Raw genomic sequence first — 15,082 nt, 5'->3', positions numbered from 1 at the left:
TGGAACCGGTCCCGTCAACCGGAAGCGTTCAGCGTCGGCAAGGGACCGGAAACCGGCTCAGAAGCAGACCGCGCCCTTCGACGCCGACTGCACGAGCTTCGCGTACTTGCCGAGCACACCGGTCAGGCGGTGGTTCTCGGGCAGCGTCCAGGTCTTGCGGCGCTCGGCCAGCACCTCCTCGTCGACGTGAAGCTCGATCGAGCGGGCCGCGATGTCGACGGTGATCTTGTCACCATCCTCGACGAGCGCGATCGGACCGCCGTCGACCGCCTCGGGGGCGATATGGCCGATGCACAGACCGGTCGAGCCGCCGGAGAAGCGACCGTCGGTGAGCAGCAGGACATCCTTGCCGATGCCTGCGCCCTTGATGGCACCGGTGATCGCGAGCATCTCGCGCATTCCGGGTCCGCCCTTCGGCCCCTCGTAGCGGATGACGACGACGTCGCCCTTCTTCAGTTCCCCATTGAGGACGGCATCCATGGCCGGCTTCTCCTGGTCGAACACACGCGCAGTGCCCTCGAAGACATCGGCGTCGAAGCCTGCGGACTTCACAACCGCCCCCTCGGGAGCCAGTGATCCCTGCAGCACGGTGAGACCACCGGTGGCGTGGATCGGGTTGTTGAGCGCACGCAGGATCTTCCCGTCCGGGTCCGGCGGGTTGATCGACTCGAGGTTCTCGGCCACGGTCTTGCCGGTCACGGTCAGGCAGTCGCCGTTGAGCAGACCGGCGTCGAGGAGGGCCTTCATGATCACGGGCACGCCGCCGATCTTGAAGACGTCGTTCATCACGTACTGACCGAATGGCTTGACGTTGCCCAGGTGCGGAACCTTGTCGCCGATGCGGTTGAAATCGTCGAGCTCCAGTGTCACTCCGGCCTCGTGGGCGATGGCCAGCAGGTGGAGCACCGCATTCGTCGAACCGCCGAAGGCCATGACCACGGCGATCGCGTTGTGCAGCGATTCGCGGGTGATGATGTCACGCGCCGTGATGCCCTGGCGCAGCATGTTCACGACCGCCTCACCGGACTTGCGAGCGAACATCGTCCGATTGCGGTGGATGGCCGGCGGCGCGGCCGATCCCGGCAGCGACATGCCCATGGCCTCAGCGGCCGAGGCCATCGTGTTCGCGGTGTACATTCCGCCGCAAGCACCCTCACCGGGGCAGACGGCGCGCTCGATGGCGTCGACGTCCTTCTGGGACATGGTGCCCGCTCGGCAGGCGCCGACGGCTTCGAAGGCATCGATGAGAGTGACTTCCCTCTCCGACCCATCCTCCATCTTCGCGGTTCCGGGCATGATCGAACCGTTGTAGAGGAAGACGCTCGAGAGCCCGAGACGGGCGGAGGCCATGAGCATTCCCGGGATCGACTTGTCACAGCCGGCCATGAGCACGGAGCCGTCGAGGCGTTCGGCACTCATCACCGTCTCCACGGAGTCGGTGATGACCTCGCGCGAGACCAGCGAGTAGTGCATTCCCTCGTGGCCCATCGAGATTCCGTCCGAGACGGAGATGGTGCCGAATTCCAGCGGGAAGCCGCCGGTCTCGTGGACGCCTTCCTTGGCGGCCGAGCCGAGACGCTGCAGCGACATGTTGCAGGGGGTGATCTCGTTCCACGAGGTCGCGATCGCGATCTGCGGCTTCACCCAGTCATCGTCGCCCATGCCGACGGCGCGAAGCATTCCGCGCGCGGCGGTGGCTTCGAGGCCGTCCGTGACATCGCGAGAACGGGGTTTGATGTCGGGAGTGGTGTTGTCTGTATCGATGCTCATGCAGGCATGCTACGCCCGATTTCAGCATCCGCACGCCGGACTCTCGCATGGTGGAACTTCTCCTGGGCACCATGCGAGAGTCCGGCAACGAGCCGGTTTTCCAGACCGCTTAGGTCAGAGTCGCGTGACCTATTGTCGGATCCTCAGGCCTTGATGAGGTTGACCGGCTGCTGACCGTCGTTGATCCGCCTGACCTGCTCAGCGAGGATCTTCACCACCCGTGGTTCGAAGGCCGAAGTGTCGCCTCCCACATGGGGCGTGATGAGAGTGTTCGGGGTTCCCCACAGCGCATGGTTGCGCGGCAGCGGCTCCGGGTCGGTGACATCGAGGGCGGCATGGAGTCGTCCGGTGGCGAGCTCTGCCACGAGCGCATCCGTGTCGACGACCTTGCCGCGGGCGACGTTGACGATGAGCGCATTGTCGGGCAGCAGGCTGAGGAACTTCTCGTCGACGAGTTGGTGTGTGCCCTCGTTGAGCGGAGTGATCAGCACAACCACCTCGGTGTGGGGCAGAAGCTTCGGCAGCTCGTCGACGCCGTGGATCTTCCCGCGCTCGTCCTCACGCGCGGTCGAGGCGACACGGGTGAGCTGGACTTCGAAGGGGTCGAAGCGGTCGGCGATGGCCGAGCCGATCTCGCCGACGCCGATGATCATCACACGCCGGTCCTGCAGCGAACGGTAGCGATGGTGCTCCCACACCCGTGAGACCTGCGAGCGCACGGCGTCGTCGATTCCGCGCAGACTGGCCAGCGTCAGCGCCAGGGCGAGCTCGGCGGTTCCGCCCGTGTGCACACCGGAGGCGGTCGCGACCTGGATTCCGCGTTCGGGCAGGTGGGCGACGGGATCGAATCCGGTCGTCTGCGTGATGACCATACGCAGGTTGGGCAGCTCGTCGAGCAGCTCGATCGTCGGCCCCGAATCAAGGTAGGGCAGGACGACGACGTCGACATCGTCACGGCTGAGCTTGGCCGAACGTTCGGCATCGGAGAAGACGACGAGGTCGACATCTGCGCGCTGGTGTGCGGGGATCTGAGCGATTACACGATTGCGGAGCTCGGAGTTCGGGAAGGCGATTGTGGTGATGGACATGCCCTCATTGTGGCACGCCGCCCTCCTCAGTGCCGAGACCTCCGTCACTCTGAGATGACGGGCCTCGTCACTCGAGCAGAACCCGCCTCAGCACTCGGGCAGAGCATCCCCGATCCGAGTGAAGACGGCCTCGATCACCTCGAGTTCGGCATCGCTGACATGGCCGAAGAAGATCTCGTCGACATAGCTCTTGTGCTGGGACCCGGCGGCCAGGAATGCCCGCGCCCCCGCCTGGGTCAGCGCCACATTGTGGGCACGCCCGTCCTCGGGGCACTGGGTCTTCGTCACCAGCCCCGCGTCGACGAGGACCTTGATCCGATAGTTCAGCCGCGATGGCGAGAAGACGAGCTTCTTCGCCAGAGCGCTCATCGTCAGCGTCCGGTCCGGGGCTTCCCACAGCAGGAGCAGAGTGTTGTAGTCGCTGACGTCGAGCCCCGCATCGTCCTTGAGCTGGACCTCGAGGGCCTGGCGGATGCGCTGCGAGGTCTCGAAATAGGTCCGCCACGCGTTCTGCGCCAGCGCCTCCCGTCCGAGTCCGAATCTGATCTCCGTCATCTCAGCCCTCGAGCAGCTGCGCGAACGGGGTGACGTTCGCGGGGTCGAATTCGTCGACGGTTCCGCGGGAACCCGTTCCCGCGGCCGTGGCCGTTCCCTGCCCGCCGGGGAACCGCGCGGTGGCGGAATCGGGGTCGGCCACCTCGGCGAGGTCGTCGTTTCCGGCCCCGAGGATCGTTGCGGTCAGGGACACGAGCTCCTCCCCCGCCTGGCGGATCCGGGCGGTCAGCGCCCGGCCGCCCTCGACGGTCCCCCAGTCGTCGGTGGCGGCGAAGACCGTCGTGGGCACGACGATGCCCTTGAGGTAGGACAGCATCGGCCGCAGCACCGCATCCCCGGCCAGCGAATGGCGCGCCGTGCCACCGGTGGAGGCGATGAGCACGGGCTTGCGGCTCAGCGCCTTGTCGTCGATGAGCTGCCAGAACAGGGTGTGCAGACCGACCGGGGCGGCCTTGTACACCGGAGCGACCGTGACGATCGCGTCGGCTGCCGCGATGGTCGCGAAGGCCGTCTCCAGGGATTCGGACCGGAACCCGGTCAGGGTCATATCCGTGAGCGCGGTGGCGAGGTTGCGGATGTTGATGACGCCCGTGGTCACATCGATGCCCACAGATTCCCCCGCCGAGGCGGCCCTGTCGAGAATCCGATTCGTGAGTTTGAGTGTGGTCGAGTCCTCGCTGAGCGAGGTGGTCACGGCCACGATGTTCATCGTGTTCGTGCTCATGCTTGGTCGGCTCCTTCCTGTGCCGCTTCGGCGGCGCGTGCCTGCCGGTCTTCGAAGGCGCGCGAGCCTTCTCCGCCGCCGGGGATCGGGTCGCGGCCTTCCCTGTGTCGGATGACCAGGGATTCGTGGTTCGGCGCATCGGGGACGTCGGCCGGACGGCCCTTCGCGAATTCCTCACGCAGCACCGGGATGACCTCTTCGCCGAGGAGGTCGAGCTGTTCGAGCACGGTCTTCTGCGGCAGTCCCGCGTGGTCGATGAGGAACAGCTGACGCTGGTAGTCCCCGGCCCAGTCGCGGAAGCTCAGGGTGCGCTCGATGACCTGCTGCGGCGAACCGACGGTCAGCGGGGTCTGCGTCGAGAAGTCCTCGAGGCTGGGCCCGTGACCGTAGACCGGCGCGTTGTCGAAGTAGGGGCGGAACTCGCGGACGGCGTCCTGGGAGTTCTTGCGCATGAACACCTGGCCGCCGAGGCCGACGATCGCCTGGCTGGCCGTGCCGTGGCCGTAGTACTCATAGCGCTGACGGTAGAGCTGGACCATCCGGGCCGTGTGCGAGGTCGGCCAGAAGATGTTGTTGTGGAAGAATCCGTCGCCGTAGTAGGCCGCCTGCTCGGCGATCTCGGGGCTGCGGATCGAACCGTGCCACACGAACGGCGGCACCTCGTCGAGCGGTGTCGGGGTGACCGTGAAGCCATTGAGAGGAGTCCGGAACTTGCCTTCCCAGTCGAGGTTCTTCTCCCGCCACAGACGGTAGAGGAGGTTGTAGTTCTCGACGGCCAGCGGGATGCCGGCACGGATGTCCTTGCCGAACCACGGGTAGACGGGACCGGTGTTGCCGCGGCCCATGATCAGGCTGATGCGACCGTCGGACAGATGCTGCGCGTAGGAGTAGTCCTCGGCGATGCGCACGGGATCGGTCGTGGTGATGAGTGTCGTCGCCGTGGAGAGTTCGAGTGTCGAAGTCTGTGCGGCGATGTTCGCCAGCAGGACCGGCGGGTTCGCCGGAGCCACGAAGGGCGGGTTGTGATGCTGACCGGTGGCGAAGACGTCGAGGCCCACTTCCTCTGCCTTCTTCGCGATCTCGACGGTGTTCTTGATCCGCTGGTGTTCGCTGACGGTGGTGCCGTCGGTGGGGTCGGTGGTGACATCGCCGATGGTGAAGATTCCGAATTCCATGACGCCTCCTGCTTCTGGGCCCCTGCGGGTCGCGCGGTCGCCCTGCTGATTGAACTAACTTCAATTTTGAAGTAACTAGTTGAAATCTTAACAGAAGTGGTCGCCAAAGTATTCCCGGCTGCCGAGTGAAGTGTCCCCTATGGGCTGATCCGCCGCGATTCTGCTCTCGATTTCGAGGTGGATCCACCCGCACGAGACAGCCTGTCAAAGTTCACCATGCACCGGCGGCTGGTCCCCCGCCACGCAACGGCACCGCGTGGCACCGTCGCACCACATACGCCACAGTCATTCGACCGGCAACCGCTCAGCCGCATCACTTCACCTCACCCTTCCGTGCCGTCGAAAAATCGACTCGCGCACAGACACCTGGGGACAGATCCGCATGGGGAGCTTCAGAAGCGCAGATTCTCGGGTGCTGACTCAAGCGCTCATTTCTGGATACGGCCGCCCTCTGTCCACAGCCGTCAACTCGCGCTTCGCGCACCACTATCATTCAAGAGGAGCCTTGCCGGCATGTGGCAAACAATGAACCAGAGTGTCGCCTTCAAGTCTGTACCCCTGCCCTTCACAGCAGCGGAAGCCGCTGAGCGCGGCATCACGGCCTATGCGCTGACCGAACACCGCCGCTTCAATCAGATCTACCGCGGGGTCTGGGTCGACATCGAATCACTGACCGATGTGCCGACACCCCACTGGGCAGACCACGAGTGGCTCGAGACCTGGTTGTACATGACTGGCATTCGCAGACTATATCCCGACTTGGTCGCGGACCACCTGACGGCAGCGCGCCTGTATGGGCTTCCGCTGCCGAGTCATCTCGCAGATAGTCGCGTCTACGTCGCCACACCCTCACGGAACCTGCGCATCAACCGCCCCGGCCTCGTCGTCAGCCGGCCGACGAGCCTCGCAACCGAATGGATCGACCTCCTGAGGTTCCCTTTGGTCACGATTCCGCGTGTAGTCGCCTCACTTGCTCCGCTGCTTAGCCTCGATGAGCTGGTCACGCTCGGCGACGCCGCGGTCGGCCGCCAGGCCAGCGGCCCCTACATCACCATCGGGCGGCTGCGTGCGGACACCGACAAGCTTCCTCGTGTCCCCCAACGCCGCAAGGTGCGAAAGGCGCTCGCGCGCGTCCGCCGGACGGTCGATTCGCCGAAGGAGACCTGGCTGCGACTCTGGCTGATCGACCACGACTTCCCTGAGCCGATCGTCCACCCCGCCGTCTACAGTCCGATCGACGATTATGTGCTCCACCCCGATCTCGGCTACCCGGAGCTGCGGATCGCGATCGAGTACGAAGGAGATCATCATCGTTCATCTCCTGAGCAGTACGCGCACGACATTCGCCGCCGGGAGCTGTTCGAAGCTGAGGGCTGGGTCCTTCTGCGGGTGGCAAAGCGAAGCGATATGGACTCGTTCGCCAGGCGCCTGAGGCACCTGATGACGGAAAGAAGCCCGTCCTGTTGAGACTGATTGTCTCCTGCGGGTGGATCCACCGTGATATTCGACGAGATTTCGCGACGGATCCACCCGCAGGAGGCAGCGGGGCACTCAGCATGAGCACGTGTGCACAGTAGGAGGAGGCACACAACCAGAGGAGGCAAGCGCCTCAGATCCAGAGGGCGGGATCCTCGAGAACGAAGTCTGGGCGCTTCTTCGACGGTTCGACCTCCGCCTTCGCCGAGGCGGCTCCTTCCTGTTTCTTTGGGCGCACGGTCGCGGGGATGCCCACGGCGCTCGAATCGGCTGCCACGTCCTTGACGACGACGGCGTTGGCCCCGACAGCGGAGTTGTCGCCGACGACGACAGGGCCGAGGATCTTCGCCCCGGCGCCGACGAGCACATGGTTGCCGATCGTCGGGTGACGCTTCGTCTGCGCCATCGACGTGCCGCCCAGGGTGACCTGGTGATAGAGCATGACGTCGTCGCCGATCTTCGAGGTCTCGCCGATGACGACTCCGTTGGCATGATCGATGAAGAATCGACGTCCGATCTCCGCCCCCGGGTGGATCTCCACACCGGTCAGCGTCCGCACCAGCTGAGACATCAGTCGCGCCGGGGTCTTTCCTGCGTCGTGCTGCCACAGCCGGTGGAGTCCGCGGTGCGCCCAGATGGCGTGCATTCCGGGATAGGAGACCAGCGAGACGAAGTCGCTCGTCGCCGCAGGGTCCCGTCGCCGCACGGTATCGAGGTCTTCGCGCAGCATCTCACGCACCCCGGGTCGGCTGAACCCGTACGCTGCCGCTCCCGCGATCGCGGCGGCCGCAGTCCACAGTGCCTTCATCATGTCCGTCCTTATTCTGCTCTTGGTGCTGTCCGTCGAGGATGTGAGACAGTGAGGGCGCCAAACCGGAGTTTGACGCCCTCATGTCGATCGCTCGCTGTCAGTCGAGGTACTCGGAGAACAGCGGTGTCGACAGGTACCGCTCACCATAGCTCGGGATGATGACAACGACTCGCTTACCCGCATTTTCCGGTCGAGAAGCGACCTCCTCAGCCGCGAAAAGGGCGGCACCCGAGGAGATTCCGACGAGCAGACCCTCTTCCTTGGCCACTTCACGAGCGCGCTCGATGGCCACCTCGTTGTCGACATCGACGACCTCATCGTAGATCTCCGTGTCGAGGATGCCGGGGATGAAGTTCGCACCGAGCCCCTGGATCGCGTGGGGTCCGGCTTTGCCTTCGGTCAGAAGCGGCGATGCGGCGGGCTCGACGGCGACGATCTTGACGTCGGGGTTCGCCTCACGCAACGCAGCCCCTGCGCCGGAGATCGTTCCGCCCGTTCCGATTCCCGCAACAAAGATGTCGACCTTGCCATCGGTGTCGGCGAGGATCTCGGGGCCGGTGGCGGCCTTGTGGATAGCGACATTGGCCTTGTTCTCGAACTGACGCACGAGCACCGCGCCTTCAGCAGCGACCTCTTCGGCCTTCTCCACGGCGCCTTTCATGCCAGCAGCCTTGTCCGTGAGGACGAGTTCGGCACCGAAGGCGCGCAGAAGTGCGCGACGTTCCTTCGACATCGACTCGGGCATGGTGAGGACGACCTTGTAGCCGCGCGAGGTGCCGACCATGGCCAGAGCGATGCCGGTGTTGCCCGAGGTGGCCTCGACGATGGTTCCGCCGGGCTTGAGTTCACCGGACTGCTCGGCTGCGTCGATCATCGCCACGCCGATGCGGTCCTTGACCGAGTTGCCGGGGTTGGACGATTCGAGCTTGGCCACGATCTCGGCGCCCGAGCGCTCGCTGGCCTTGTTGACGCGGACCAGCGGTGTACGGCCGACCAGTTCGGAAACATTGTTGAAGATAGTCAAAGTAAGTCCTTTCACGCTACTGTGTGCACCCGCCGTCACAGGCCTCTCGACACTCGGCAGAGCGGTTCCGGCAAGGGTTGAGCGACAGCTTTCATCTCGTGGTCCGAGACGGCTTACCCTCATCATAACCACGCCAACCCTGAACATGTTCCCAGATATGTTGCTCAACAATCTCTGTTCGCTGGGGGCGAAACTTTGTGACAATCTGTATCACGATCCCGGAATTCTCGCATATCGATCCACTCGCTCGAGTGTCGGATCCCGTCAACCGCTGAGCAATCAGAACGGAGAATCACCGAGGTGGCCGCACCGGTGAGTTCGTCGCTGCGGTGCCGACGTCGCCCCACTCGGGTGCGATGTCTGTGTGCTGCGAAAACATGAGACGCCGAGGCACCCCTCCCCCGCGTTCGAGCCATGGAGCTGTCACCGGGCGGAGTCCGACGCCGTCTCAGGGGACCGATACGATTGTCCTCATGGCTATTCATCCCATCGTCGTCTGCGGCGAGCCCGTTCTGCATCGTCGTGCCGAGAAGGTCAGCGAGTTCGATGAGAGTCTTGCCGAACTCGTCGCCGACATGCACGAGACACTCGACGCCAGCAACGGTGTCGGCCTGGCCGCACCGCAGATCGGCGTCGGCAGATCCATCTTCGTCTTCCATGCCGACGATGGCTATGGAGAGCGCCGCCGTGGCACCTTCGTCAATCCTGTGCTCATCGCGTCGAAGGTTCCTGACACCCGCCCGGACCCGGATGACGAGTCCGAAGGATGCCTGTCGGTGCCGTCTCTCGACTTCCCTCTCAAACGCGCCGAGAGAGTCACCGTCAACGGCTTCGACGAGAACGGTGAAGCAGTGACGCTGAGCGCGGACGGATGGTTCGCCCGCATCATGCAGCACGAATACGACCATCTGCAGGGGACGCTCTACGTCGACCGACTCGACAAGCGCTGGTCGAAGAAGTGGAAGAGGGCCCAGGAGGCTCATGGCTACAACCAGCCGGGGCTGTCATGGATGCCGGGGGTCGATCCCGACCCCTTCGGTCACTGAGTTCGGCCCAGCTGGGGCCTAAGCTTCGAGTTCGTCGACGGACTTCTGCGCCGCGGCCAGACGGGTATCGAAGTCGTCGAAGTCATCGGCGGTCTGATCGAGTTCGGCGACAAGTCCGGAGATGATCGAGGACTGCGAGTCCGCGTCGATGCGCAGCTCTCTGAACTGCCAATCGGCGGAGTCGTCGGCGGCGGTGCGGGAGAGCACATCCAGCACTCGGTCGCCGAGTTCGCGGGAGCGTTCGGAGTTGTGCAGCAGCATGAGCTGCTGGTCGAGTTCGAGCAGCCGCTCATAGTATTCGTGCATCGACTCCACGCGGCGGGCCATCGACGAGAATGCGACGGCCAGCTTCGACAGGTACGTCTCCACGGACTTCGCGGTCCCCGCATCGCGGATGTCTTCGATCTCCTCGCGCAGGCTGACGAGTTCCTGCAGGCGCACTCCGATGGAGGCCACGGCATGGTCGAGGTCGACGCGGGAAACGTGGTCTTTCAGTATCGGATGGGTCCACGCACGAGTGCGCACGATCTTCCGGGCGATCGTGACCGCCAGATGGAACAGACGCTGTTCGTCGGTGTCGCGGCCGTCCTTGCGACCGGGCAGATAGCCGAGGCTGGCCGGGGTCACCCATTTGGCGCCCGAGACCTTGCGCCGATTCTTCCGGCTCAGACGCTTCGGATCACGCAGGTATTTGGGACCGGTGACCGCGGCGAAGATCCCGGTGCCCAGGGCCGTGGCCGCACCCATGCCGCCGAAGGTCAGGGCAGCATCGGCGAATCCCGAGACCAGGGCCAGTCCCCCGGGTGCTGCGAATCCTGCGGTCACGGCAGTGCCGGCAGCGGTGCCGCCCTTGAACAGAACGCTGGAGCGGAAGAAGTTCCGGCTCATCCCACCGGTGAGCATGATCGCGCTGGGGGCTCCGGCCGTATAGCGGTATCCGCGGGCGCTCCACGCCCGCAGCACAGCCTCGTTGACGCTGTCGGGCACGAGCACCCGATAGATCGGCGCGGACTTCCCGCATTCGCTCTTCCACAGCGACTTCCACTCAGACACCGCTTCACCTCCACGCGTGTGGGTCACGCACTCGGCCCTGCCCTGCGGGCCGTCAGCTGCGGGGAATGCGAACAGCCACACCCTCCGCTGTGCTCGGGAAACCGGTCGGTTCCCTTGGACGCACAGTCTAGAGGGTGTGGCTGGATCAATCCTGAGTCTTGCTCGGCACTGTCAGGCACCGGCGTCGACCAGGGTCAGTTCGGACCTGTACTCAGACGCCCAACTTGGCGAGGATGAGGTCCTTGGCCTTTCCGGCATCGGCCTGTCCGCGGGTGGCCTTCATGATCGGGCCCATGAGCGCGCCGATGGCCTGCATCTTTCCGCCCTTGATCTTCTCGACCACATCGGGGTTGGCCGCGATGGCCTCCTCGACGGCGGCTTCGAGTGCACCGGTGTCCTCGACGATTTCGAGGTCGCGGGCCTTCATCACCTCGGCGGGCTGGCCTTCGCCTGCAACGACTCCGGTGAGCACATCCTTGGCCAGCTTGTCGTTGAGCTTGCCCTGTCCGATGAGGTCGACGAGTCCTGCCACCTGGGCAGGGGTGACGATCTCGGTGGGGTGCTTGTCCTCCTGGTTGGCCAGGCGGGCGACCTCACCGGTCCACCATTTGCGAGCCTGGGCAGGCTTCGCACCGGCGGTGACGGTGTCCTCGATGGCTTCGAGGAGTCCGGCGTTGACGATGTCGCGCATCTCCAGGTCGGAGAACTTCCACTCCGCGAGGAGGCGGCGACGTTTCTGCGCCGGCAGCTCGGGCAGGCTCGTCCGCAGCTGCTCGACCCAGTCGCGGGACGGCTGCAGCGGGACGAGGTCGGGCTCGGGGAAGTAGCGGTAGTCGTCGGCGTCGGACTTCGGACGTCCCGACGAGGTCTCTCCGGTCTCCTCGTGGAAGTGTCGGGTCTCCTGGACGACCTTCTCCCCTGCCTCGAGGAGGGTCGCCTGGCGGGCGATCTCGAAGCGCACTGCGCGTTCGATCGAGCGGAAGGAGTTGACGTTCTTCGTCTCCGTGCGGGTGCCCAGCGGTGCCTCGGGGCTCTCCCGCAGGGAGACGTTGACGTCGGCGCGGACGTTGCCCTGTTCCATGCGGGCTTCGGAGACGTCGAGGGCGCGGAAGATGTCACGCAGGGTGCGCACATACGCGGCGGCCACCTCGGCGGCCCTTTCCCCTGTCCCGGTGATCGGGTGGGTGACGATCTCCACGAGCGGAACACCAGCGCGGTTGTAGTCGACGAGGGAGTGGTCGGCACCCTGGATGCGGCCGGTGGCCCCTCCCACGTGGGTGTTCTTGCCCGCGTCCTCTTCCATATGGGCGCGCTCGACGGGGACGGTGACGATGGTGCCGTCCTCGAGCTCGACCTCGACCTGGCCTTCGGCCGCGATCGGCTCATCGGACTGGCTGGTCTGGAAGTCCTTGGGCACGTCAGGGTAGAAGTAGTTCTTGCGGGCGAACCGGCAGGTCTCGGCGATTTCGCAGCCGAGCGCCAGACCGATCTTGATCGCGTACTCCACCCCCTTCTCGTTGACCACGGGCAGAGACCCGGGCAGACCCAGGGAGGTGGGGGTCACGTTCGTGTTCGGTCCGCCGCCGAAGGTGTTTGGGGCGGCGTCGAACATCTTGGTCGCGGTGCCGAGTTCGACGTGGACCTCGATGCCGATGACCGGATCGTACTTCTTGATCGCGTCTTCGTATTTCACTTGGCGTTCAGTCCTTCCGCGAGAGCGTCGAGCACGCGTCCGCCGACGGCTTCGAGTGCGGCTTCCAAAGCTCCGGCCACCTCGTAGAGTTTGATGTCCTCACGGGCCGGGGCCAGGATCTGGAAGCCGACGGGCAGACCATCGGCCAGACCGGCAGGCAGGGACAGTCCGGGGATTCCGGCGAGGTTCGCCGGGATCGTCGCCACGTCGCCGAGGTAGAGGGCCATCGGGTCGGCGGCCTTCTCCGCACCGAACTTCAGCGCGGTCGTCGGTGCCGTCGGGGACACGAGGACGTCGCAGGCGGCGAAGGCCTTGGCGAAGTCGTTCTGAACCAGGGTGCGGATCTTCTGCGCCGAACCGTAGTAGGCGTCGAAGTAGCCGGCCGACAGGGCGTAGGTGCCGAGGATGATGCGGCGCTTGACCTCGTCTCCGAAGCCCGCGGCGCGGGTGGCGGACATGACGGTCTCGGCGGTGATGGGGCCGGACTCGGGTTCGACGCGCAGGCCGTAGCGCATGCCGTCGTAGCGGGCGAGGTTCGACGACACCTCGGAGGGCATGATGAGGTAGTAGGCGTCGAGGGCGTAGGAGATCGACGGGCAGTCGACCTCGACGATCTCGGCACCGGCGGCGGCAGCGGTCTCGAGCGCGGCGGTGAACGCGGTGCGGACTCCGTCCTGGTAGCCCTCACCGGCCAGCTGCTTGATGACCCCGAGCTTCTTGCCCTTGAGGCCGCTGGTCTGCGCGGCGCCCAGGAATCCGGCCACGTCATCGGGCAGCGAGGTCGAATCGAGCGGATCGTGTCCCGCCAGCAGTTCGTGCAAAGCCGCGGCATCGGCGACCGAACGGCCCATCGGTCCGACCTGGTCGAGGCTCGAGGCCATGGCGATGATGCCGAAGCGCGAGATCGACCCGTAGGTCGGCTTCACGCCGACGGTGCCGGTGAATGCGGCGGGCTGGCGGACGGATCCGCCGGTGTCGGTGCCCACGGACAGCGGAGCCTGGAATCCGGCGAGGGCTGCGGCCGCGCCTCCGGAGGATCCGCCGGGCACGTGTTCGAGGTTCCATGGGTTGCGGGTATTGCCGAAGGCCGAGTGCTCGGTCGTCGATCCCATGGCGAACTCGTCAAGGTTGGTCTTGCCGAGCACCGGCAGACCGGCGTTCTTGACCTTGTTGTGCACCGTCGACTCATAGGGCGGAACCCAGTTCTCGAGCATCTTCGATCCGGCGGTGGTGGCCACGCCCTCGGTGACGACGAGATCCTTCAGCGCCACCGGGACACCGGCCAGGGCGTGGAGGTCCTCCCCGGCGGAACGCTTGGCATCGACGGCTTTCGCCGTGGCCAGGGCGAGTTCGTCGGTGACGGTGATGAAGGAGTTGAAGTCATCCTCGGTGGAGGCGATGCGGTCGAGGTGCGCCTGCGTGACTTCGACGGAGGAGAACTCGCCGGAGGCCAGTCCTGCGGCGAGTTCGAGAGCGCTCTTTTTCGTCAGTTCGGTCATCTCATTCCTCCCCGAGGATCTGCGGGACGAGGAACTTGTCGTCCTCGGCGGCCGGGGCCGAGGCCAGTGCCTGTTCGCTGGTCAGCGTCTCGCCCACGACGTCGGGGCGCATGACGTTCGTCAGCGGGATGGGGTGGCTGGTTGCGGGCACATCGTCGCCGGCCACTTCGTTGACCCTGGCGACGTTTCCCAGAATTGTGCTGAGATCACCGGCGAGCGATTTCAGCTCGTCCTCGCCCATGGCGATCCGAGACAGTGAAGCCAGATGCTCCACCTGTTCGGGGGTGATTGCGGAAGACTCCGTCATTCCCTGCCTTTCATCGTCGTTAACACTGACACCCCAGTCTAGTCTCTCCACCGGACCCGCCCCCGTCGTTGCGCTGTGACCTTCCCCCGGAACTACCTGACGGCGGCCCAGCAACCTCGCGCGAGGTTGCTGGGCCGCCGTCAGGTAGCAATTGGGGTGGGGTCAGGCGGAGAAGCGTTCGGGCCAGGTGCGATCGCCGTGAATGTACGGTGCGATATCGGCGAGCACTCGGTCGGCGTCGGCCTGGGTGAATTCGCCTGCCGCGACTCCGGCCTGCAGATCGGCGGACAGGTCTGCGATGCGATCCTTTGCGTCGGCCGCAGTGGCCGCGACGAGTTCCGTGCCGGCCGACAGCGCGCCAGCCGACAGTGTGCCGGTCGAGAGGGCGTCGGTCGAGAGGGCGTCGGTCGACAATGCGCCGGCCGAGAGTGCACCGGTCGCCTGTATTCCGGTGAAAGCCGGGCCTCTAGCCGAGTCATCGACGATCGTGCCTTCGAGCACTGTCTCATCCTGGGCTGTGCCCGACTCCTCGGTTCGCCCGCTGGACGGAGCGGCCGGAGTGCGCATGGAGGTCAGCGCCGGCTGTGCGCTGCGTTTGGTGCTGTGCGGACCCGGCCCCAGAACCAGGTCGGCCAGTCCTGCCGTCACCGGTACCGCCGTCATGGCCGCGGCGACGACCACACAGGTACCAGCGAGGAGTCGGGGAATCCATCTCATGTCCCACACTCTTCCATCCGAAGCTGTCTCTGAGCTTGACTGAGTCTGAACCCCGACTTCGAGTTCGGTCACGAATGAGTACGCCGCCGCACCATGGGACCTCCGGGATCCAGCATGTATTCCCTTCAGGCACCAGGCACGGTG

14 protein-coding genes are annotated in these 15,082 nt (G+C 65.2%); 2 read left to right on the top strand and 12 right to left on the bottom strand.

Annotated features, from left to right (window positions below; translation table 11 throughout):
• Positions 1-57: 57 nt before the first annotated feature.
• The 5 genes from ilvD to GUY37_RS05980 all read right to left on the bottom strand — a co-directional run bounded on the left by ilvD (position 58) and on the right by GUY37_RS05980 (position 5,312).
• Positions 58-1,770 carry a dihydroxy-acid dehydratase gene (ilvD, locus tag GUY37_RS06000; protein ID WP_166823394.1) on the bottom strand — a complete coding sequence of 571 codons (1,713 nt, stop codon included), beginning with the start codon at positions 1,768-1,770 and terminating at the stop codon, positions 58-60.
• A gap of 143 nt (positions 1,771-1,913) precedes the next feature.
• Positions 1,914-2,858, bottom strand: a complete 945-nt coding sequence (locus GUY37_RS05995; RefSeq protein WP_166823392.1) for a 2-hydroxyacid dehydrogenase — start codon at positions 2,856-2,858, stop codon at positions 1,914-1,916.
• Positions 2,859-2,945: 87 nt separating this feature from the next.
• Entirely contained in the window at positions 2,946-3,413 is a 468-nt protein-coding gene (locus GUY37_RS05990) for a MarR family winged helix-turn-helix transcriptional regulator (protein WP_166823390.1), read from the bottom strand.
• Position 3,414: 1 nt separating this feature from the next.
• Complete coding sequence (locus GUY37_RS05985) at positions 3,415-4,137, bottom strand: NAD(P)H-dependent oxidoreductase (protein ID WP_228278390.1); 723 nt, start codon at positions 4,135-4,137, stop codon at positions 3,415-3,417.
• A complete protein-coding gene (locus GUY37_RS05980; protein WP_166823389.1) occupies positions 4,134-5,312 on the bottom strand; it encodes an LLM class flavin-dependent oxidoreductase in 1,179 nt (392 codons plus the stop codon). The genes GUY37_RS05985 and GUY37_RS05980 overlap by 4 nt, the downstream gene beginning before the upstream one ends.
• 525 nt (positions 5,313-5,837) lie before the next feature.
• Between GUY37_RS05980 and GUY37_RS05975 the strand changes: the two genes are divergently transcribed.
• Complete coding sequence (locus tag GUY37_RS05975; RefSeq protein WP_166823387.1) at positions 5,838-6,779, top strand: hypothetical protein; 942 nt, start codon at positions 5,838-5,840, stop codon at positions 6,777-6,779.
• Positions 6,780-6,921: 142 nt separating this feature from the next.
• Here GUY37_RS05975 and epsC read toward each other — a convergent pair whose 3' ends face one another.
• Complete coding sequence (gene epsC, locus GUY37_RS05970) at positions 6,922-7,596, bottom strand: serine O-acetyltransferase EpsC (protein WP_407645405.1); 675 nt, start codon at positions 7,594-7,596, stop codon at positions 6,922-6,924.
• Between the two features lie 100 nt (positions 7,597-7,696).
• The gene (gene cysK, locus GUY37_RS05965) at positions 7,697-8,623 is read right to left on the bottom strand and encodes a cysteine synthase A (protein ID WP_152348134.1); all 927 of its coding nucleotides are present in this window, start codon (positions 8,621-8,623) and stop codon (positions 7,697-7,699) included.
• Between the two features lie 473 nt (positions 8,624-9,096).
• Between cysK and def the strand changes: the two genes are divergently transcribed.
• Positions 9,097-9,669, top strand: a complete 573-nt coding sequence (gene def, locus GUY37_RS05960) for a peptide deformylase (RefSeq protein ID WP_166823385.1) — start codon at positions 9,097-9,099, stop codon at positions 9,667-9,669.
• A gap of 18 nt (positions 9,670-9,687) precedes the next feature.
• Here the strand turns inward: def and GUY37_RS05955 are convergent, their stop codons facing one another.
• The 5 genes from GUY37_RS05955 to GUY37_RS05935 all read right to left on the bottom strand — a co-directional run bounded on the left by GUY37_RS05955 (position 9,688) and on the right by GUY37_RS05935 (position 14,938).
• Positions 9,688-10,722, bottom strand: coding sequence for a hypothetical protein (locus GUY37_RS05955; protein WP_227492758.1), 1,035 nt, complete (start codon positions 10,720-10,722; stop codon positions 9,688-9,690).
• Between the two features lie 211 nt (positions 10,723-10,933).
• The gene (gatB, locus tag GUY37_RS05950; RefSeq protein ID WP_166823383.1) at positions 10,934-12,415 is read right to left on the bottom strand and encodes an Asp-tRNA(Asn)/Glu-tRNA(Gln) amidotransferase subunit GatB; all 1,482 of its coding nucleotides are present in this window, start codon (positions 12,413-12,415) and stop codon (positions 10,934-10,936) included.
• Complete coding sequence (gene gatA / locus GUY37_RS05945; protein ID WP_166823381.1) at positions 12,412-13,914, bottom strand: Asp-tRNA(Asn)/Glu-tRNA(Gln) amidotransferase subunit GatA; 1,503 nt, start codon at positions 13,912-13,914, stop codon at positions 12,412-12,414. Before gatA ends, gatB begins: the two co-directional genes overlap by 4 nt.
• A 1-nt stretch (position 13,915) precedes the next feature.
• Positions 13,916-14,221 carry an Asp-tRNA(Asn)/Glu-tRNA(Gln) amidotransferase subunit GatC gene (gene gatC / locus GUY37_RS05940; RefSeq protein WP_135808767.1) on the bottom strand — a complete coding sequence of 102 codons (306 nt, stop codon included), beginning with the start codon at positions 14,219-14,221 and terminating at the stop codon, positions 13,916-13,918.
• 162 nt (positions 14,222-14,383) lie between these two features.
• The gene (locus GUY37_RS05935) at positions 14,384-14,938 is read right to left on the bottom strand and encodes a hypothetical protein (RefSeq protein WP_166823379.1); all 555 of its coding nucleotides are present in this window, start codon (positions 14,936-14,938) and stop codon (positions 14,384-14,386) included.
• Positions 14,939-15,082: the final 144 nt, after the last annotated feature.

Source organism: Brevibacterium limosum (assembly GCF_011617705.1).
GTDB lineage: Bacteria > Actinomycetota > Actinomycetes > Actinomycetales > Brevibacteriaceae > Brevibacterium > Brevibacterium limosum.
This window is presented reverse-complemented; position numbering and strand designations above follow the sequence as displayed.

Bases quoted from the DNA above. Each gene is read 5' to 3' on its own strand.
- ilvD (WP_166823394.1), bottom strand. From the start codon at position 1,770: ATGAGCATCGATACAGACAACACCACTCCCGACATCAAACCCCGTTCT.
- GUY37_RS05995 (WP_166823392.1), bottom strand. From the start codon at position 2,858: ATGTCCATCACCACAATCGCCTTCCCGAACTCCGAGCTCCGCAATCGT.
- GUY37_RS05990 (WP_166823390.1), bottom strand. From the start codon at position 3,413: ATGACGGAGATCAGATTCGGACTCGGACGGGAGGCGCTGGCGCAGAAC.
- GUY37_RS05985 (WP_228278390.1), bottom strand. From the start codon at position 4,137: ATGAGCACGAACACGATGAACATCGTGGCCGTGACCACCTCGCTCAGC.
- GUY37_RS05980 (WP_166823389.1), bottom strand. From the start codon at position 5,312: ATGGAATTCGGAATCTTCACCATCGGCGATGTCACCACCGACCCCACC.
- GUY37_RS05975 (WP_166823387.1), top strand. From the start codon at position 5,838: ATGAACCAGAGTGTCGCCTTCAAGTCTGTACCCCTGCCCTTCACAGCA.
- epsC (WP_407645405.1), bottom strand. From the start codon at position 7,596: ATGAAGGCACTGTGGACTGCGGCCGCCGCGATCGCGGGAGCGGCAGCG.
- def (WP_166823385.1), top strand. From the start codon at position 9,097: ATGGCTATTCATCCCATCGTCGTCTGCGGCGAGCCCGTTCTGCATCGT.
- gatA (WP_166823381.1), bottom strand. From the start codon at position 13,914: ATGACCGAACTGACGAAAAAGAGCGCTCTCGAACTCGCCGCAGGACTG.
- gatC (WP_135808767.1), bottom strand. From the start codon at position 14,221: ATGACGGAGTCTTCCGCAATCACCCCCGAACAGGTGGAGCATCTGGCT.
- GUY37_RS05935 (WP_166823379.1), bottom strand. From the start codon at position 14,938: ATGAGATGGATTCCCCGACTCCTCGCTGGTACCTGTGTGGTCGTCGCC.